Below are 17,567 nucleotides of genomic sequence, written 5' to 3' on the forward strand. Positions count from 1 at the left end.
GAAAGAGCGACATGTCCAAGACCACGACGACGAGCCCCGCCGACAATCCGCTGTTCTACGCCAATCCCGTGCCGCTCGACCGCGAGAAGCATCGCGAACTGAAGCTCGGATCGGGTGAGCCGGATTACGGCTATGCGAGAGGCGCGCATTTCATCCCGGCGCTGATCGACGAATTCTCGGCGGCCTCGCGCGAGATGCCGATCCTCTTCGTGCCGGGTGCGAAGGGGCCGACGGCCGTCTTCATGGTCGGGCTCGAAACGGGCCGCAGCCGCCTCGTGAAGGCCGATGGTTCCTGGGCGCGGCCCTATGTGCCGGCCTATCTGCGGCGCTATCCGTTCATCCTCGGGGAGGTGGAGGGCCAGGATCCGCTGGTGATGATCGACGAGGAGAATTCGGTTCTCTCGCTGACCGAGGGCGAGGCGCTGTTCGGCGAGGACGGCGAGCCGAGCGCGGCGCTGAACAACGCGATCGGCTTCACCAACGAGTTCTTCGCCGCCGGCAAGCGAACCGAGGCCTTCATCGAGCTTCTCACCTCGCTCGACCTCTTCCGTCAGATCACGATCGAGACACGCGCTGCGGGGGCTGAGGTCCAGACGATCCACGGCCTCCTCGCGGTCGACGAAGGCAAACTCTACGAACTGTCCGACGCCGATTTCCTGAAACTGCGCGACGAGCGCGTGCTCTCTCCGATCTTCGCGCACTTCTTCTCACTGACGCAGATCGATCGCCTGCGGGACGAGGTTCAGGCCTGACGGCGCAGAGCCCGGCGGGTCCTGTCCGAGACGGGAACGTCGGCCGATGCCGGACCGAGCGCCGCTCTCACAGCGGCGCATCCGGCATCGGCTGGCTATCGAACGCGCCTCGCACGGACTGGTCGAATTCGACGCACGCCCCTGTCATCAGGCCGGACTCGGCGGATGCGAGGAAGGCGATCGCGCGGGCGACCTCCTTCGGATCGACCAGCCTGCCGTTCGGCAGATGAGCGCCTGCGCGGTCGAGCCAGTCTTCGCCCGCCCCGTGATAGCGCTGCTGAATGGTCTTTTCGCCTTCACTCGCCATCCAGCCGATATTGAGCGCATTCACCCGGATCCGGTTGTTCAGGAGGGCATAGGCGGTGTTGCGCGTCAGCGTATCGAGGGCGCCTTTCGACGCGCAATAGGCCGCGATGAAAGGTTGGCCGGCATGCGAGGAAACCGACGAGACGTTGACGATCGACCCTTCGACCTTCGTCTCGCGCATCAGTTTCACGGCCTCCTGCATCAGGAAGAACGGCGCGCGGACATTGACCGCCATGATCCTGTCGAAGAGGTCCGGATCAGTGTCGAGGATGGTGCCGCGATCGGTGATTGCGGCGATATTGGCGAGTACGTCCACCCGGCCGAAGCGGTTCCTCGCGCAGGCGATCACGGACCGGCAGGCCCCCACATCGGCGAGATCGACCTCGACGAACGCGACCGGCGTCCTGAAATCGGCTTCGATGGCATCGGCGACCGCCGTCCCCTTCGCCGCATTGCGGCCGCAGATCACGAGCCCGGCGGCGCCGCGTTCGGCGAAGAGACGGGCGACCTCGGCGCCGAGCCCCTGCGTGCCGCCGGTGACGACGGCGATCGCCCCGTCCAGTCGTCCCATGTCCTGTCCTCCCGATTGATCGATGGGCCGGTCCCGCGTATCGAATGACGGCGGGGCCGGCGGTTCAGTAGAGTGGCTCGCCCTACGAGCGGCGGCGCTCGTCATAGGCCGCGATCGCCTCGGCGAAGGCTTCGGGCGCCATGCCTTCCGTGAGCGCCTCCAGCATCCGCTCGGCCTGGTTCTTCGGTGCGAGACCGCCCTTCGGCGGATCGCGGTCGAGATTGGTCGGGAAGGCATAGCCCTCGGCCGATGTGGCGACGGCGTTCCGCAGGTCGCGCTCGCTGGCACCGCCCTGTTTGGCCTCGATCAGCGCCGGATAGAGCGCGATGGCCATCCGCGAGCGATCGACCGTTTCCATGGCTCGCCCGAAGGCGGACGACACCTGGAGAAGGTTCGCCATGCGCCGGATGTCGGCGGAGCGATTGGTGCCCGCGCCGTGCATCAGGGCCGGGTTGAAGAAGACGGCGTCGCCCTTCTTCAGCGGCAGCTGCACGTGATGCTCGGCGAAATAATCCTGAAATTCCTTTCGGCCGAAGGCGAGATAGCCTTCGAAGAAGGTCTGCGAATAGGGCAGGAACAGCGTCGGCCCGCTCTCCAACGGCATGTCGCAATGGGCGACCGCGCCCTGCAGCGTCAGCACCGGTGAGATGGCGTGGATGTGGGAAGGGTAGGCCGTCATCTGCTCAGGCGTCATGAAGCCGAGATGATAGTCGCGATGCGGCGTCTGCGCGGCCCCGCCCGGGTTCACGCGGTTGATCTGCGCGGTCATCTGATAGCCTCGCCCGAGCCACGCCTCGGATGCCAGTGCGATTGCGTCCGAAGCGTAGTAGCGGGCGAAATTCGACGGGTCCGCGAGGCAGTGCTTTTCCACCGCGTTCCAGACCCGGTCGTTGGCGCCGGCCTTTGCGAAATGATCGCCGCCGCCCCCCGAGGTGCCTGCCTTCTCGTCCTCGATGATCCGATCGAAGATCGCCGTCGCCGCATCGAGCGCCTCGATGTCGGTGATGGCGCCGCGAATGACGAGAACGCCAGGCCCCGACATGAAGAGCTCGGCCCATTCGGCCATCAGCGTCTGACGCTCCTGCGCATCGCCTGCGGCGGCGCGGACGCGGTTTCCATCGTAGATCGGAATGTTCTTCGAGATCTCGGCGGCGTTCGGCCAGTCCTCTGCCTGCGTCGTGCGCGAGACCTCCCGTCGGAAGGTCTCGAAGCTGCCGCTGTCCGCGTCGAGCCAGATCCTGTTGCGGCGCTCGGCGCCCTTGGTCATCGCATCCATGTCTCGTCTTCCCGGTCTTGGTTTCCCTTCCGCAATCATCGCGCCTTTCCCCTCGGCGCGAAATCGGGCAAAACCCTCAGAAACACCTCAAGAGCGATGCTTGCCCATGCGCTGCCGGTTTCCCATGAAGGACGTCGCGTTTCAGTCGGGTCTGAGCCTCGCAACGGTCGACCGGGTCCTCAACGAGCGCCCGGGCGTGCGGGCGACGACGCGGGCGCGGGTCGCTGCCGCGGTCGAAGAGCTGGAGCGTCAGTACGGCGCGGCCGGGTTCGCCGGTCGACGGCTCGCGATCGACATCGTGATGGAGGCGCCGCGACGGTTCAGCGATGCGGTACGATCGGCCTTCGAGGCCGAGATGCCCGGCATGCGGCCGGCTTCGGTCGCCGCGCGCTACCACCTCGCCGAGCGGATGCGCGAGGGCGACCTCGCCTCGATCCTAACCGCAATTGCAAAGCGGGGCAGCCATGGGGTGCTTCTCAAGGCGCCCTCGACTCTCGCGACGGCCGAGCACGCGCATCGGCTCACCGCAGCCGGCATTCCGGTCGCAACCTATGTCACCGACATCGCGCCCGATTGTCGGATCGCCTATGTGGGCATGGACAACCGCATAGCCGGCGCCTCGGCGGCCCATCTGATGGGGCATATGCTGGGCGGCACGCCTGCGGGGGTCCTCCTCAACCTGTCGAGCGCGTCTTTTGCGGGCGAGACGGAGAGGGTCGCCGGCTTCCGCGATGTCCTCACCCGGCGCTTTCCGGCTCTTACCGTCGAAACGGTCTCGGAGGGCCACGGCGTCCACCGCGAGACGTTTCAACATGTCGTCGAAGCGCTATCGCGAAATCCGGCGCTGACGGCGGTCTATTCCGCAGGCGGCGCGAACGCGGCGATCCTCGAAGCCTTCGCCCACGAGCGTCGTCCGATCCGCGTCTTCGCCGCGCACGATCTCGACGCCGCCAACCGCAGGCTTCTGAAGGAGGGGCGTCTTACCTTCGTCATTCACCACGACTTCCGGCAGGACGCCCGCACCGCCTGCCAAGTGTTTCTCCATCACCACCGCATGCTCCCGACGCAATTCGCCGCCGCACCCTCGCAGATCTGCATCGCGACGCCCTACGACGTCTGAGCTCGAGGGACAGAGCGGCCGGTTCGTCGGACGTTTTGGGAAATGTGGAAGTCTAAGGGGAGGGCGACGCGTGAGGCGCTACCGCCGCGCCGGGTGTCTTTCGCCAAGATAAGGCCAACGACGGTCGTTCGAGCCATCCGATCCATCGGACGGGCACGAATGGAGTATCTGGAGTGCCGAATGGTATTTTGGAACGGCGCGCGCCTCAGGATAAAAATGGGTACTGGACCGTGGAGATCGCGCAGTGACGGCGATCTCTCTACAAGCCACTGATATCGCGGACTTTTCGGAAGAGCAGCTTCTCGAACCGAGACGACTGGCGAGAAATATGAACGTCGCGTTGCATTGCTCTTGGCAAACCATCAGCTCGGTGTGGCGGTAAATCGTGGCATGGCCCTACTCGGTGGTCCGGCGTGAAACTCGGTGCAGGGTGGGCCTGAAGCGCTCCCCGTTTTCCGACTGCCCGGCTGGAGACTGTCATGGGGGCGCTCGTCCGATTCACGCCACAATTCCCCGTAGCTTGATGCGCTATCGAACCGTGTCTCTTCAACCTGCTGGAGTAAGTGTCCCCTTCGATCGCCTTTTTGTGGACTGAAACACTCGACTTTCTTTTGGCGCGCGGCATGTCTGTTCGCGCTGGTAGCGCGACGGTCACCGGGACGTGCCAATCCGAGTCCCTCTTCACCCGTCCGGTCGACTTTCAGGCGAGAGGGGGAGTGGGAGAAAGCCGATGCTCAACGCGATCAAGAGCTTCTTCGAAAAGTCCGGGAAAATGCCGGCGGACATCAAGGCAGCGACCTGTGGGCTGACCGAGGCCGACAGGGCCGCTCTCCTTGAAGACATGCGCCATGCCGACGCTCTGGAGCCAGGGCTCGGGGAGGATCTCGCCCGATACATCATCACCGGGACGCCCGAGACCGTCATGCTTCGCCTGGAAGCTCATCTGAAGGCATCCCGCGAAGCGGTGTTGGAACGGATGGCCGCCGAGCCGTTTTTTTATGGTCCATACGACGCCTCGACTGCGGAAAAGCAGAGACTCGAAGCCATCTGGAAGCAACGCGTGGCACCCCGTGCCCACATGATGCTGACGCCCGAAGGCTGGGACGAGCCGGCGATTCTTCGCTTCGCCCAGATCGTTCTGAGCGTCGAGGCCCATCCTCGCTACCGCCATGGGTCGGGTGGAAAACTGCCTGATATCCTGAAAGGGTATTTCGAACTCGTCGACCGCTTTGCTGGCCAGAGCGACATGAGGGATCTGGTGACCGGCCGTTTCGCCAAAACCGGCCCGCTGACGGTGGAGCGGATGCTTGGCCTGATCGCTTGTTACGATTTGCCACCGGCTCGTTTCCTGGAAGTTCTCTACCCCGATGGCATGTATGAACGCTGGAGAGGGAAAAGCGTTTGGCTCGAACTTCCCGATCTCGTCGACGTTCTGCGGCGTCAGCCGGAGATCGTCGGAGAGGGACTGGCGTTTCTCGACGCGAAAGCCCGTCAGGATCTGATGCGCGAGGTGCTTCGGCTGGGTCTAGCCAGAGAGGGCGAGGGGAGCGAAGCCTATCGCGAGATCGCCTTCCAGATGGCCGGGGATGGATCGGCGGTCGTGCGGCAGGCCGCGGTCGCGGTTCTGCGGGAGATCGGTGTCGGACCGATCCGACATCGCATCGACGCGGCGCTCGCCGAGAAGAAACCGGCGGTCCGCAAGCCTGCGGTGATGCTTCTGGCGGCGCTCGGCACGGACGAGGCGCGCGACGTGCTCGCCGCCCACCAGCCGAACGAGACGTCGAAGCCACTGATCAAGGAGATCGAGACCGCGCTGGTGCTCCGCGAGACCCTGCAACCGGCGGGCGCGGCCGAGGCGAGCGAGCCTCCCGAAGACGGGCCGCAGGGATATCACACCTTCGACGGTCGGCTGATCGCCGCGCCTCCTGCCGAAGAGAGCGATGTGCCGTCGGTGCCAGCGGATCTGGAAGAGGAGTTTCGCACCGTCTTCGCAGATGCGGACGCTGCGGCACGGGCCGAGCACGATGCCCTTCCCCCGCCCGATCCGCAATCGAAGCACACAAGGAAACCCTACGAGTCGCCGTTCAAGGCAGAGGACCCGGCGCTGGTCATGACGATCCTGCGCGGTGGATCGATCGACGAGCGATCGAGGCGACATGTCCGCTATCTTCTCCAGGATCCGTTTAACTGGAACCTGTCGAAGTCCAGGAAGAACTACCAGCAAGCACTCCGGCGGATCTGGGCACGGCCCGACGTGTCACTCGAGGCGCTGACCCGGGTGGGGATCGTTACGAGCAACGATTATGACCACTACCAAACCCTCGTGCTCAGCTGGCTCTGTGAACATTATGCCAACTCGCAGGATCTTCTGGAGCGGGTCGAGCGTCTGAACCATGGGGCGGATCTTCGCCGGGTGTTCGCCGAGATCGAGCGACGTGGCATCAATATGCGGCAAGCCGTCGAGACCATCCTCGAAAAGGCATACATTCTCCATTCCGGCGATCAGCAGCTCGAAAACCCGACGATCTGGGCGGCCTTCATTCCCTATCTGGACATCCTGACGAAGCAGCTGGAACGCGGCAAGGCATCCCGATACGACGAGCGGTATGAGAGCAATACCCTTCGGCTTCTCGAGCTCTTCCCGGAATTGCCAGGGCGCCTGCTCGCGCCGGTCCTGTCGAGAGCCTTCGATTCCGATCGCCAGATCAAGGCGAGGGCGCGTCTGCTTCTGGGCCGATTGTCCGGTCTGACGCCGATCCTGGCGCGATCCCTGGCGGACGGCAAGGCCAAGATGCGGATGGACGTCGCACGCTGGCTCGGCGAGCGCGGCGAAACGGATGCGATCGAGCCGCTCAAGGTCGCGGTCGCCAAGGAAGCTGACGTATCGGCCAAAGCCGCGATGATCGCGGCGCTTGCCAGGCTCGGCTACGACATCTCGGAGTATTTCTCGCGAAACGCCCTGATCGAGGAGGCCGAGGCTGGCCTTGCCAAGACCAAGGTCGATTATTCCGAGCTTTTCGACGTCGACAATCTTCCCATACTGCACTGGGCCGATGGCGAAACGGTGGATCCGCTGGTGGTCAGATGGTGGTTCGCACGATCGCACAAGCTGAAGCAGCCCGGTGGCGACCCGCTCCTGCATATGGCGATGAAGCGGTTGCGGCGATCAGATGCGGAGGCCCTCGGCCGGAGCGTCTTCACGGCCTGGATCGCGTTCGACACGCAACGGGCGTCGGCCGAGGAGGCCGATGCCATCGCCGCGCGCGACGCGCCGCAGCGTGCCGCCTCCATGCAGCGCTATTACAAGGACTACACCGAAGCCGATGCCTATGCGCAGATCCGCAGCGAGGTGCTGAACAAGCTCGCCTTCTCCGCGCAGCCGCATCGCGGCTTGCTTGCCCTCACCCGCTTCATGCCGCCCGTCGAGATGGCGCGGATCGGACGCCGCTATCTGAAGGACTTCGGCAAGCGCTCCAATCAGGCCCGCTCGATCCTCGAGGCGATGGCGGCCAACCCCGAACCTGCGATCATCCAGGCCTTGCTCGACGTCTCCAAACGCCACCGCCAGCCGGGCGGACGGCGGCTCGCCGGCGAACTCGTCGACCGGATCGCCGAAGACAAGGAATGGACGCGCGAGGAACTGGCCGACCGGGTGGTGCCGACGGCCGGTGTCGACGAGACCGGCCGCCTCGATCTCAGCTTCGGGGAACGGGCCTATTTCGCTCAAGTGGTTCTGGACAAGAAGGCCGAACTTGCGCTCCAGCTCTTCAATCCCGAGGGCAAACCCGTCTCCTCCCTGCCGAGCATCAAGGCGTCCGATGCCCCGGCGCCAAAACCGCGCGGCGAGGGCGGCGGTCCGGATGGGGACGAGACCGAGGACGAGGCGACCCAATTGAAGGGCGCCAAGGCGACCCTGTCGGCATCGCGAAAGGAGCTGAAGGAGACCATCGTCAACCAGAAGGCCCGGCTGTTCGATGCCATGTGTGTGGAACGGCGCTGGCCGGTCCTGGATTTTCAGGCCTTCATCCTCGATCATCCGGTGCTGAAGCGCCTTGCCGAGCGTCTGGTCTTCGAGGGTCGCGACGCGAAAGGCGAGATCGTCGCCCTGTTCCGGCCGATGGAGGACGGCAGTCTGACCGATGTGGAGGACGAGCCGGTCGATCTTTCGGACTTCGCCGAGATTTCCATCGCCCATCGCATGACGGTGGGCGAGGCGGCGGCCAAGGCCTGGACGGAGCATTTCGACGATTACGAAGTCGTCCCGCTGTTTTCCCAATTCTCAAGGATTGCGCCGACATTCGAAGGCGAAGACGCCCATCGGACCGCGATCACCGATCGGCGCGGCCACATGATCGAGGCGTTGAAGCTGCGGTCGGTGGCCGACAAACTCGGCTGGCGGCGAGGATCGGTGGAAGATGGCGGTGCCTTCACCGTTTACGAGCGGCATTTTCCCGCGCGCAAGATGGCCGCTATCATCGACTTCTCCGGCGACTTCATCGGCACTGACGCGGACTTCGCACCCAATGCGGCGCTCGATCAGCTGAGATTCGTGCCGATGCGCGGCGAGGATGCTCTCGCCTATTCCAAGGAGATCGCCCTTGGCTCCGTCCCCAAAGTGATGTTGGCCGAAGCCCTCGGCGACTACCATGCCATGGCCGAAGCCGGGACCGGCTTCGACGCCGACTGGGAAAAGAAGGTCTGGTAACGAAATGAGCGTTTCGCCGAGCACCGACACCGTCACGCCGGGTCCGATCCGCTCTCCCGCCGAGACGCTGTTTGCGGAAGAGCTTGCCCGGCTGGAAGACAGCGACGAGGGCCGCCGCCCGCCCGGATGGCGCTTGTCGCCCAAGGCCGTGCGCGCGTTCGTGCTGGGCGATCCGGCGCGGTCGATCTCGCGGAAGTTCTTCGGCGACGACGCCCTGGTCGAGCGGGCGATCGTCTCGCTCATGGGCGAGCAGGGACTGATGCTGGTCGGCGAGCCCGGCACGGCGAAATCGATGCTGGGCGAGCTCTTCGCCTCGGCGATCTCCGGGGTCTCGGACCTGTTGATTCAGGGCTCGGCCTCCACCCCGGACGACGCCATCCGCTATGGCTGGAACTACGCGCTTTTGATCGCGGAGGGGCCGAGCCGCCGTGCGCTGATCCCATCGCCGGTCATGCAGGCGATGGAGGCCGGACAGATCGTCCGGGTGGAAGAGATCACCCGCTGTCCGCCGGAAATTCAGGACGGATTGATCTCGATCCTGTCGGAAAAGGTCGTGGCGATCCCCGAGCTCGGACGCAACGCCGCGATCCGCGCGGCGCCGGGCTTCAACGTCATCGGCACCGCGAACTTGCGGGATCGCGGCGTCAACGAAATGTCGAGCGCCATCAAGCGGCGGTTCAATTTCGAGACCGTCCGCCCGATCGCCGATCGCGATTATGAAATGCAGCTGATCCGCGAGCGTGTCGGCGCGCGCATGGCGGCGCAAGGCATCGAACCAAGGCTGGACGACCACGTCCTCGACGTCCTTGTCGGCGCCTTCAGCGAATTGCGCACCGGACGCACGAGCGAGGGCGTGACGATCGATCGGCCGGTCGCCGTCATGTCGACCGCCGAAGCCGTCAACGTCGCCCATTCGGCGAGCCTCGAGGCGGCATTCCTGTCGGACGGCCCGGTGACCGGCGGCCACATCGCCCGCCAGATGGTGGGCATCATCCTCAAGGACGACGACAACGACATCGCCCGGTTCCGCTCCTATGTGGATCACGTGGTGAAGGAGCGCGCCCGTGCCGACCCGGCATGGCGGGACTTTCACGAGGTCGCCCGGACCCTTGCGCGATAGGCTGGAGCCATGGCGAACGGCGTTCCAATCGAGGCGGTTGCGCCCGGCGGTTCGGACACTGAGCGTGAACGTCTGCGCGATTATGGCCTGCGGCTGGTCTCAGGGGCCGATGGCGTCCATCATTTCCCGATCCGGCATCACAGCCCGGCTTGCGCCCTGCATCTGAAACGGGCGCTGGCGGAGCTGCGGCCCGATGTGATCGTTCTCGAAATGCCGGCGGATTTCGGCGAGCTCGTACCGCTGCTTCTGAAGGCCGAAACCGTGCCGCCGGTGGCGATCGTCGCCGTCAGCGAGCGATCGGACAAATCGCGGGAGGCGGCCCTGACGCCATCCGTGCTCGGCTACTGGCCGATCTCGGCCTCCTCGCCGGAATGGGTGGCGATGAAGGCGGCGAAAGCGAGCGGGGCGCGGCTCGTCCTGGCCGATCTTGCCAGCGGCTGGCGCCTCGCCGACGAGGCGCTGTCACCCTCTGCCGAAGAACCGACCCAAGGCGACGACGAAGCGGGCGACGACGAAACGGGGGCGCCCGGATCGGAGTCGAAGACGCGGCTGGCGGGCGCGGCTGACCCCGGGGCCCCGACCGTCCTTACCGGTGACGGTCTTCTGAGCTATTCGGCCTATGCGGAAAGCCTCGTGCGGCGAACCGGGTCCCGGGATTTCAACGAAGTCTGGGACCGGCTGTTCGAGTCGCGGGCCGGCGAGGACGACTGGCGCGGGTTCTTTTCCGACGTCGGTGCCCATTGCCTGCTGTGCCGCGAAACGACTTCGCGGGCCGACATGGCCGAAGACGGAACGCTCTCCCGCGAGATCGCCATGCGCGCGGCGATCGCGGCGGCGAAGGCGGAGGCGGGCGGCGGCACGATCGCGGTGATCCTCGGCGGATTTCACACGCCGGCCATGCTCGATCCGCCCATCGAACCGGAACCAGCAGGTGATGGGCGTCCCACGATGCCCGCTCACGGCAGCCCGTCGCGCAGCTATCTCATTCGCTACAGCGAGGACATGCTCGACCGGCTGAACGGCTATGCCAGCGGAATGCCGAGCCCCGGCTATTACGCCCGGCTGATGGCGGCATCGGACACGAGCGCGAGCGAGGCCGGTGATCCTGCCGGCCAGCCCGCCGACGATGGCACGCCAGCGCGAAACCTTGCGGCCGAGACCCTTCTCGAACTCCGCCGATCCATCCGGGAGGCGCGGCAGGGCCAGGTCCCCGCCCTCCCTTCGGTGATCGAAGCGGTCCGTCATGCCGGTGATCTCGCGACGCTGCGCGGCCTTCCCGGTCCGGGGCGGATGGAGATCTTCGACGCCGCGCGCTCCTGCCTCGTCAAGGACGAGCTCCACCTCTTCGCCTCGCCCGTGCTCGCCCGTCTGCGGCAGATCATGGCCGGCGACAGTGTCGGCACCGTGCCGCGTGACAGCGGTGCGCCGCCGCTGGTGGCGGATTTCCGGCGGAGGGCCGCAGCCCTGCGCTTCTCGCTGGAATCGATCGGCGAGCGCAGCCGCGAACTCGATATTCACCGCAAGCCGCAACACCGGGCCGCAAGCCGCTTTCTCCACGCGGCAAAGCTCCTCGACACGGGCTTCGCACGCATCGACCGCAGCGCCTCGCTGAGGTCCGGCCCGGGCCGTCGTCCGGTGCTGACCGAAGTCTGGACCTATGCCTTCAAGCCATCCGTCGAGGCCCGGCTGACGGCGCTGGCCGGCATCGGCGACAGCCTCGAAACCGCCTGCCTCACCGTCCTTGCAAGGCGGATCGCCGCGCTGCGCGATGCCGGACGGGGCGACGATTGCGAGGCGGCAGCGGCGGTGCTCGTCGACGCCGCCAAGGCCGGGCTCATGGGAAAGAGCGCCGCGCTGGTGCCCCATATCGGCGAGGCGATCGCGTCCGACGCGGATTTCTGCCGCGTGGTCGGGGCTCTCCAGCGGCTGGAAGCGTTGTGGCGCGGCAGGCGGGTTCTCGGGCTGGAGCGCGAGGGCGCGCTCTTTCCGCTGGTCGCCTCGGCCTATCGCCGGGCGGTCGACCTGATGGCGGGGCTGACGGAGACCTCGCCCGAGCGCGCCGGAGAGATCGGCCGGGCACTTGCCGGGCTCTATCACCTCGTCGACCGTGTCGCCTCAGGCGGCGAAGGTGCCGGCGACCCAGGCGATACCAGGCCTACGCTGATCGATCCGTCGCTGTTCGACGAGCGCATTCGCACGCTCCACGGCGCCGACACCTCGCCCTATCTTGCCGGTGTCATCTCGGCGATCGCCCATCTTGCCGGCTGGGCCGAGCCCGAGGCCCTTGCCGAGACGATCCGGGCGGGGCTTGCCGCCGACACCTTCGACGGCGCCACACGCTGCGCCCCGCTTGCCGGCGCGATTGCCGTTTTGCCGGCGCTGCTGCGCCGGGCGGGCGGTGTGATCGACGTCGTGGATCAGCATTTCGAAAGCATCGACGAGGATCAATTCGTCGCCCTCCTGCCGGCCTTGCGCAGGACTTTCAGCGCCCTCGATCCGGACGAGGTCGATGCCTTGGCGGGACGTGTCGCGGAGATGAAGGCGCTGGGCGAGCCTCTCGACCTTGCGCCTTCGGAGATCGGCGAAGCCGAGATGCTGGCCAATACCCGCCGGGCCGCCGCGCTGGCAACGATCGTCGAGCGCCGCGGCCTCGGCGCGTGGCTGGACGGCGTAATACGGGCAGGAGAAGAGCGATGAGCAAGCCGGACGCGCCTGCCGAGAACGCCCCTCAGAGCCGCAGCCCCCGACGCTGGCGCCTTGCCCTCGGGCGCTTTGCCGAAAACCAGATGAGCGCCTGCATGGGGGATGGCGGCCCCTGTCTCGGCGGCGCTGATGCGCGCATGGACCGGGCGCTCGACCATGTCTATGGCCGCGCCTATCAAAAGCGCGGCCTCAGCCTCGATCTCGGCGCGGCCCGTCAGCGGCAGAAGCGCTCCGCCAGCCTCGATCCGACGGCGATGACACTGCCCGACTGGCTCGGCGAGATGCGGGACCTGTTCCCTCAATCGGTGCGCGAGGACGTTCAGGGGCATGCCGTCGGCGATTTCGGCATGCATGAGATCCTCGCCGACAAGACCGCGCTCGCCGAGTTGTCGCCCGATCCGCATCTCCTGGCAACGCTCCTGTCCCTGCGCGATCGCTCCGATCCGGCGGTGGCGAACCTCATCCGGCAGGTGGCGCGCCGTGTCGTCGACGATCTCCTCAAGCGGCTAAAAACCCGCACGACGCCGGCCCTGACCGGCAAGCGCAACCGTGTCACGGTGACCTCGCGCAAGGGCTCTGCCCGCGACATTGCCTGGAACGCCACGATCCGCGCCAATCTGCGCAACTGGGACACGGAGCGTCAAAGGCTGATCGTCGACAAGATCCGCTTTCACGGCCGCTCGCGCCGGCATCTCCAATGGGAGGTCGTCCTGTGCGTCGACCAGTCCGGCTCGATGGCACCCTCGCTGATCCACGCGGCCGTGATGGGCGCGATCTTCGCCGGCCTGCCGGGCATCAGCGTCCGCTTCGTCGTCTTCGACACGTCGATCGTGGATCTGTCGGACCAGATCGGCGATCCTGTGGATCTGCTTCTGTCGGTGCAGCTCGGCGGCGGCACCAATATCGGCAAGGCCGTGTCCTATTGCGAGGAAGAGCTCGTCAAGGTCCCGACACGCACCCTGTTCATCCTCGTCAGCGACTTCTACGAGGGCGGGCCTCCCGGCGCGCTGGTCGCGGCCGTCAAGCGGTTGGCCGAAGCCCGCGTCAGGATGCTCGGCGTCGCCGCCCTCGACGAAACCGGCCGCGCGGACTTCGATAAGGCCATGGCAGGGCGCCTCGCCGATGTGGGCATGCCGGTTTCGGCGGTGACGCCGGATCGTCTGGCCGACTGGGTGGGAGAGCAGCTGGCATGAGCGCCGGTCCGTCCCCGACCCATGCAGCGGACGCGCCTGCGACCGGCCTGACGACGCCGGCATCAGCCGTTCGCAGGGCCGCCGCCACCCTCGACGACACGATCCTCGAAGCGGCCGCATCCCGCGGGCTCGTGCGGCGGGCGGCACGGGACGCCGCGAGCGGCAAGAGCGAGATCACCGGCGAGGACGAGGCCGCCGTCAGCTTGAGGGTCGACGGCGAGACGGTGGTGCTGACGCCAGCCGGCCTCAAGGGCGCGACCTGCACCTGTCCGGCAACGTCTGTCTGCCGGCATGTCCTGACCGCGATCATCACCCTGCGGGATGGCGAGGCATCAGGCGAGACATCGGCAAAGGACGAAGCGTCGAAAGAGAGCGTCGCCGAGGAAACGCCGGGGCCGTCTGCCGCGACGCCGCCCTTTCAATGCACCCCCGCCGATGAGGCGGAAATGGCGCCAACGGATGCGCCCCGGCCGGGCGATCCGGACGTCCCGCCAGGCCGGACATCGGCGCCGGAGGGCGGCGGCGCAATCGCCGGCGAGATCGCCGCGGTCTCTTCGAGCGAGATGACCCGCGCCTTCGGCCGAGCGGCGCTGCGGGACGCCGAAGCCCTGTTGGCGGACCTGTCCTCTGCCGATGAGACCGTATCGGCGGAGCTGACGGCAACGAAGGCGGTGATCCATATTCCCGGCCATCCGCCCGTTCATTTCGTGCGCGGCGGCGGCGCTGCCGGGATGATCACCAAAGGCGCTCCGAATTCGGCCGAGGTGAAGACCCGCTTTGCGGCCGCCCTCCTCGGCGCAAGGCGGGTGCTCGCCGGCGAGGCTTTGGCGATACAGCCATCGGGCGACACGAAGCCGACCGACAGTCGGCGGCAGGGCGACGACGCGCGGCGCAGCGGCCAGACGGCCTTTCTCGCCGAGGTGCGCTCGACCCTTGAAGACTGCGCCCGCCAGGCGCTCGCGACGGGTCCCGAGGCGCTGCAGGACCGGTTGTTCGATCTGGCACTCTCCTCACGCGCCGATGCCCTGCCGCGTCTGTCCCGCCTCCTCCTCGAGATCGCCGGCACGATCGAGCGGAGGCGAGACCACGCCCCCGGCTACGAGCCGCTGGCGGCGCTTCGCACCATCGCCGAAGCGGCGGCGCTGACCGTCGCTCTCGGCGCCCGGCCCGACGATCCGGTCCTGCGCGGCGCGACCCGCACCGAACCCATCCCCCTCGGCCCGGTGACGCTTCTCGGCTGCGGACTGGAAATCTGGCGCATGCCGAGCGGCAGCCGGGGCGTGACCGCCCATTTTCGTCAGATCGTCACGAGGGTGGCAGGATCGGAGGCGCCCTTGGAGGACGGTGCGGGAGACCTCGCGCAAACCGGGGCAAGACCGCGCCTTCGCCGGATGCTGACCGCGACCCTTGCCCGGCCCGCCGGGCAGGACCCGAGCTTCGATCCAACCCGGGCGGCCAAGGAGAGCCCGGTCTTCGGCCACTCGCTGGAGCGTCTCGCCGGCTCGACCTTTAACCTGTCGGACGCTGCGGTCGGGCCGGAAGGACGGCTGTCGCTCGGCAAGGCGGCACGAGCGACGATCCTTGAGGAAAGCTGGACGGCAGCCGCGTGTGGTGCGGCAGGCGGGGTGGCCGAGACGGCGATGGGCGAGGGCCCCGACAGGGCTGGCGAAGGCCCGCTGACCTTCGCAGAGTGGCAGAACCGCCTGACCATGGAGGCCTTCGCCGACGATCCTCATGCGGGGACGGAGCTGATCGCCCTGTCCGGCTTTGCCGCGCCGTTTTTCGACCCGCTGGAGCAGACGGCGATCCTGCCTGCCCGCGACGCCGACGGCACATGGTCGGAACTCGCACTCGAAGGGTCGGGCGAACGGATCGCCGCGATCCTCGCACGGATCGAGGCGATCGGTGACATGGGCGCGCCCATCGTCCTAGCGGTCCTGCCTCGCAGGACGGGAGATCGGATCAGGCTGCGGCCGCTGGCCTATGCCGTGCTGCCGGGCGCGCCGCCCACCAAGCCGAAAGGCGTGTTGTCCGCTCTTGCCGGAAGTCTTCGCGGCCAGTGGTCCGCGCGGCAGGGCGCAATCGGTGCTCCTGCCCCAGAGGCCGAATCCCAAGCCGGCAGACTCGTCATCCTCGATCTCCTGCCCGATCTCCCTTGGCACTGGGCCGACGACGGAGCGCGCTCACCCCTTCATCCTGTGCGTCGGGGCAAAGGCGCAGATGAAGTCTCCGGAGCGGCCGAGGAGCGGGCGGCCGCGATGCGGTTTGTCCCGGCAGGCCGGGTTGCCAGTCTCTCGGATCGGCTGGTCGCGGCCGCCCTCGACGATGGTCTCGCGCTGAGCGAGCTCGGCGGCAAGATGCGGGACACGGCACGGCTCGCCAGGATGCGCCAGACCGCCCGGCGACTGGCGGATACAGGCCTTGCGCCACTGGGAACCGCGCTCGACGCACTTGCTGGAGCGAGTGACGCCGCCCGTGCGAACGCCCTCTTGCGCTTCGTCCATTTGGCGACGCTATACCAGACCCTCGATCCCCGCGTGCCGCTTCTCCAAGAGCGACGGGACGGCGCGCCGCGGGTGTGAGACCGTCCGTAAATGCACCCGCGATCGGGGACGCGCGTCCTTGGCGACGACTTGGCGAACAGCTTTCGCCGGCAATGGCTCGGGCAACAGATCACCTGAACCACTTCGAACGACGATCGCTCCCTCGGCTGCCGGCCGATTCCGCACGCAGATCCTCCGAACATCGCCCACGTCATGCGATGGGCTTGTCCTGCAACGCGGCGGAAAGGCGGAACTGTTGCAAAGCCGCGACTCTCGCGAAGAAAGCTTTTATCGATTCCGGCGAACGAGTGAGCGCTCACCTGACTCGGCGCTTCATCGACACTCCCGCCGGAAGCAAATGAAATCAGACGGTAAATATGATCGTCAGGATCCACTTTATCCCTCGCGGATGCCTGGAGCGGCGATCCCAGTCTTGAGCGCTTCCAATTCATTGCCGTTGCAGGCGAAATTCGTTCTGCTAGTCGAGCGGTATCGGCAGAAGCGGAGCGTCCCTGCAACCGTCGGAAAGAGTGCGTCCACCGTGCAAAACGATCGAACGAACAGGATAGGTCAAGTCGCACCCGGCGCGGTGGAGCGGTGCCGGCCGTTGATGCGTTCCGTTCGGCCTGACGGGATCGGCGCCGCCGGAAGCGGTTGCCGGACGCACGCCGCCCGGACCGAAACCTGCCGGAGGGGGACATGCCGGCGGTCCTGAACACGATCTTCCAGTTGCATCGGCGCTCCCTGCTATGGACCGTGATGAAGATCGTGCGCGATCATCAGACGGCCGAGGATCTGGCTCAGGAGACCTATCTGAAGGCGCATAGGACGCTTGAAACGCGCGCGATCGAGCATGTGGAGGGGTTCCTCTTCCAGACGGCGCGGAACCTCGCGCTGGATCATCAGCGACGCGCCAAGGTGCGGAACCGTTACGAAACCCGCGACGCGGTCCGCGAAGAGGTCGAGGCTGTCGCCTTGTCCGGTCGTTCGGTCGAAGACGACCTGATCGAGCGTCAGCGCCAGCAGGCATTGGAAGCGGCATTGGCGGACCTGCCCCTGCGGGCTCGAACCGCCTGGACGATGGCGCAGCTGGAAGGCCGGACCTATGCGGAGATCGCCGAGCATTTGGGCGTCGCGCGAAACACCGTCTATAACGACATCAAACGGGTGATGGGGCATTGCCAGGATGCGCTTGCGCGGCTCGATCGGGACTGAAACCCGAGAGAGCCGCCTGGCGAACCGGACAGCGTGCACCACGGAGTGGATCGGATCTGCTTC

General features: G+C 66.6%; 10 protein-coding genes. 8 read left to right on the forward strand and 2 right to left on the reverse strand.

All coding sequences use genetic code 11. The features are described from left to right. Positions 1 to 11 precede the first annotated feature (11 nt). Complete coding sequence (locus DYI37_RS00490) at positions 12 to 752, forward strand: SapC family protein (RefSeq protein WP_116681246.1); 741 nt, start codon at positions 12 to 14, stop codon at positions 750 to 752. Between the two features lie 67 nt (positions 753 to 819). Here DYI37_RS00490 and DYI37_RS00495 read toward each other — a convergent pair whose 3' ends face one another. Together DYI37_RS00495 and DYI37_RS00500 are read right to left on the reverse strand one after the other, a co-directional pair. Continuing rightward, positions 820 to 1,629 (reverse strand): SDR family oxidoreductase, encoded by an 810-nt coding sequence (locus DYI37_RS00495; RefSeq protein ID WP_116681247.1) that lies wholly within the window; start codon positions 1,627 to 1,629, stop codon positions 820 to 822. A gap of 82 nt (positions 1,630 to 1,711) precedes the next feature. After that, the gene (locus DYI37_RS00500) at positions 1,712 to 2,905 is read right to left on the reverse strand and encodes a phytanoyl-CoA dioxygenase family protein (RefSeq protein WP_116681248.1); all 1,194 of its coding nucleotides are present in this window, start codon (positions 2,903 to 2,905) and stop codon (positions 1,712 to 1,714) included. A 124-nt stretch (positions 2,906 to 3,029) separates the two neighbouring features. On the opposite strand from DYI37_RS00500, the gene DYI37_RS00505 reads away from it, so the two are divergent. The 7 genes from DYI37_RS00505 to DYI37_RS00535 all read left to right on the forward strand — a co-directional run bounded on the left by DYI37_RS00505 (position 3,030) and on the right by DYI37_RS00535 (position 17,504). Beyond that, positions 3,030 to 4,025, forward strand: a complete 996-nt coding sequence (locus DYI37_RS00505; RefSeq protein WP_245413712.1) for a substrate-binding domain-containing protein — start codon at positions 3,030 to 3,032, stop codon at positions 4,023 to 4,025. Positions 4,026 to 4,755: 730 nt separating this feature from the next. Further along, positions 4,756 to 8,730: a DUF4132 domain-containing protein gene (locus tag DYI37_RS00510; RefSeq protein WP_116681250.1), complete on the forward strand. Its 3,975-nt coding sequence runs from the start codon at positions 4,756 to 4,758 to the stop codon at positions 8,728 to 8,730. A 4-nt stretch (positions 8,731 to 8,734) separates the two neighbouring features. Continuing rightward, positions 8,735 to 9,850, forward strand: coding sequence for an AAA family ATPase (locus DYI37_RS00515; protein ID WP_199520047.1), 1,116 nt, complete (start codon positions 8,735 to 8,737; stop codon positions 9,848 to 9,850). A gap of 9 nt (positions 9,851 to 9,859) precedes the next feature. Next, on the forward strand, positions 9,860 to 12,547 hold the full coding sequence (locus DYI37_RS00520; protein ID WP_116681252.1) for a DUF5682 family protein: 2,688 nt from the start codon (positions 9,860 to 9,862) through the stop codon (positions 12,545 to 12,547). Continuing rightward, the gene (locus DYI37_RS00525) at positions 12,544 to 13,746 is read left to right on the forward strand and encodes a VWA domain-containing protein (protein WP_116681253.1); all 1,203 of its coding nucleotides are present in this window, start codon (positions 12,544 to 12,546) and stop codon (positions 13,744 to 13,746) included. Before DYI37_RS00520 ends, DYI37_RS00525 begins: the two co-directional genes overlap by 4 nt. After that, positions 13,743 to 16,328: a hypothetical protein gene (locus tag DYI37_RS00530; protein ID WP_116681254.1), complete on the forward strand. Its 2,586-nt coding sequence runs from the start codon at positions 13,743 to 13,745 to the stop codon at positions 16,326 to 16,328. The genes DYI37_RS00525 and DYI37_RS00530 overlap by 4 nt, the downstream gene beginning before the upstream one ends. Positions 16,329 to 16,988: 660 nt before the next feature. Further along, positions 16,989 to 17,504, forward strand: coding sequence for an RNA polymerase sigma factor (locus tag DYI37_RS00535; RefSeq protein ID WP_116681255.1), 516 nt, complete (start codon positions 16,989 to 16,991; stop codon positions 17,502 to 17,504). Positions 17,505 to 17,567 lie beyond the last annotated feature (63 nt).

The sequence above is a fragment of the Fulvimarina endophytica genome, from assembly GCF_003403015.1.
In the GTDB taxonomy this organism is placed as follows: Bacteria; Pseudomonadota; Alphaproteobacteria; order Rhizobiales; family Rhizobiaceae; genus Fulvimarina; species Fulvimarina endophytica.

Excerpts from the sequence above, each read along its gene's own strand:
- DYI37_RS00490 (WP_116681246.1), top strand. The coding sequence starts at position 12 with ATGTCCAAGACCACGACGACGAGCCCCGCCGACAATCCGCTGTTCTAC.
- DYI37_RS00495 (WP_116681247.1), bottom strand. The coding sequence starts at position 1,629 with ATGGGACGACTGGACGGGGCGATCGCCGTCGTCACCGGCGGCACGCAG.
- DYI37_RS00500 (WP_116681248.1), bottom strand. The coding sequence starts at position 2,905 with ATGGATGCGATGACCAAGGGCGCCGAGCGCCGCAACAGGATCTGGCTC.
- DYI37_RS00505 (WP_245413712.1), top strand. The coding sequence starts at position 3,030 with ATGAAGGACGTCGCGTTTCAGTCGGGTCTGAGCCTCGCAACGGTCGAC.
- DYI37_RS00510 (WP_116681250.1), top strand. The coding sequence starts at position 4,756 with ATGCTCAACGCGATCAAGAGCTTCTTCGAAAAGTCCGGGAAAATGCCG.
- DYI37_RS00515 (WP_199520047.1), top strand. The coding sequence starts at position 8,735 with ATGAGCGTTTCGCCGAGCACCGACACCGTCACGCCGGGTCCGATCCGC.
- DYI37_RS00520 (WP_116681252.1), top strand. The coding sequence starts at position 9,860 with ATGGCGAACGGCGTTCCAATCGAGGCGGTTGCGCCCGGCGGTTCGGAC.
- DYI37_RS00525 (WP_116681253.1), top strand. The coding sequence starts at position 12,544 with ATGAGCAAGCCGGACGCGCCTGCCGAGAACGCCCCTCAGAGCCGCAGC.
- DYI37_RS00530 (WP_116681254.1), top strand. The coding sequence starts at position 13,743 with ATGAGCGCCGGTCCGTCCCCGACCCATGCAGCGGACGCGCCTGCGACC.
- DYI37_RS00535 (WP_116681255.1), top strand. The coding sequence starts at position 16,989 with ATGCCGGCGGTCCTGAACACGATCTTCCAGTTGCATCGGCGCTCCCTG.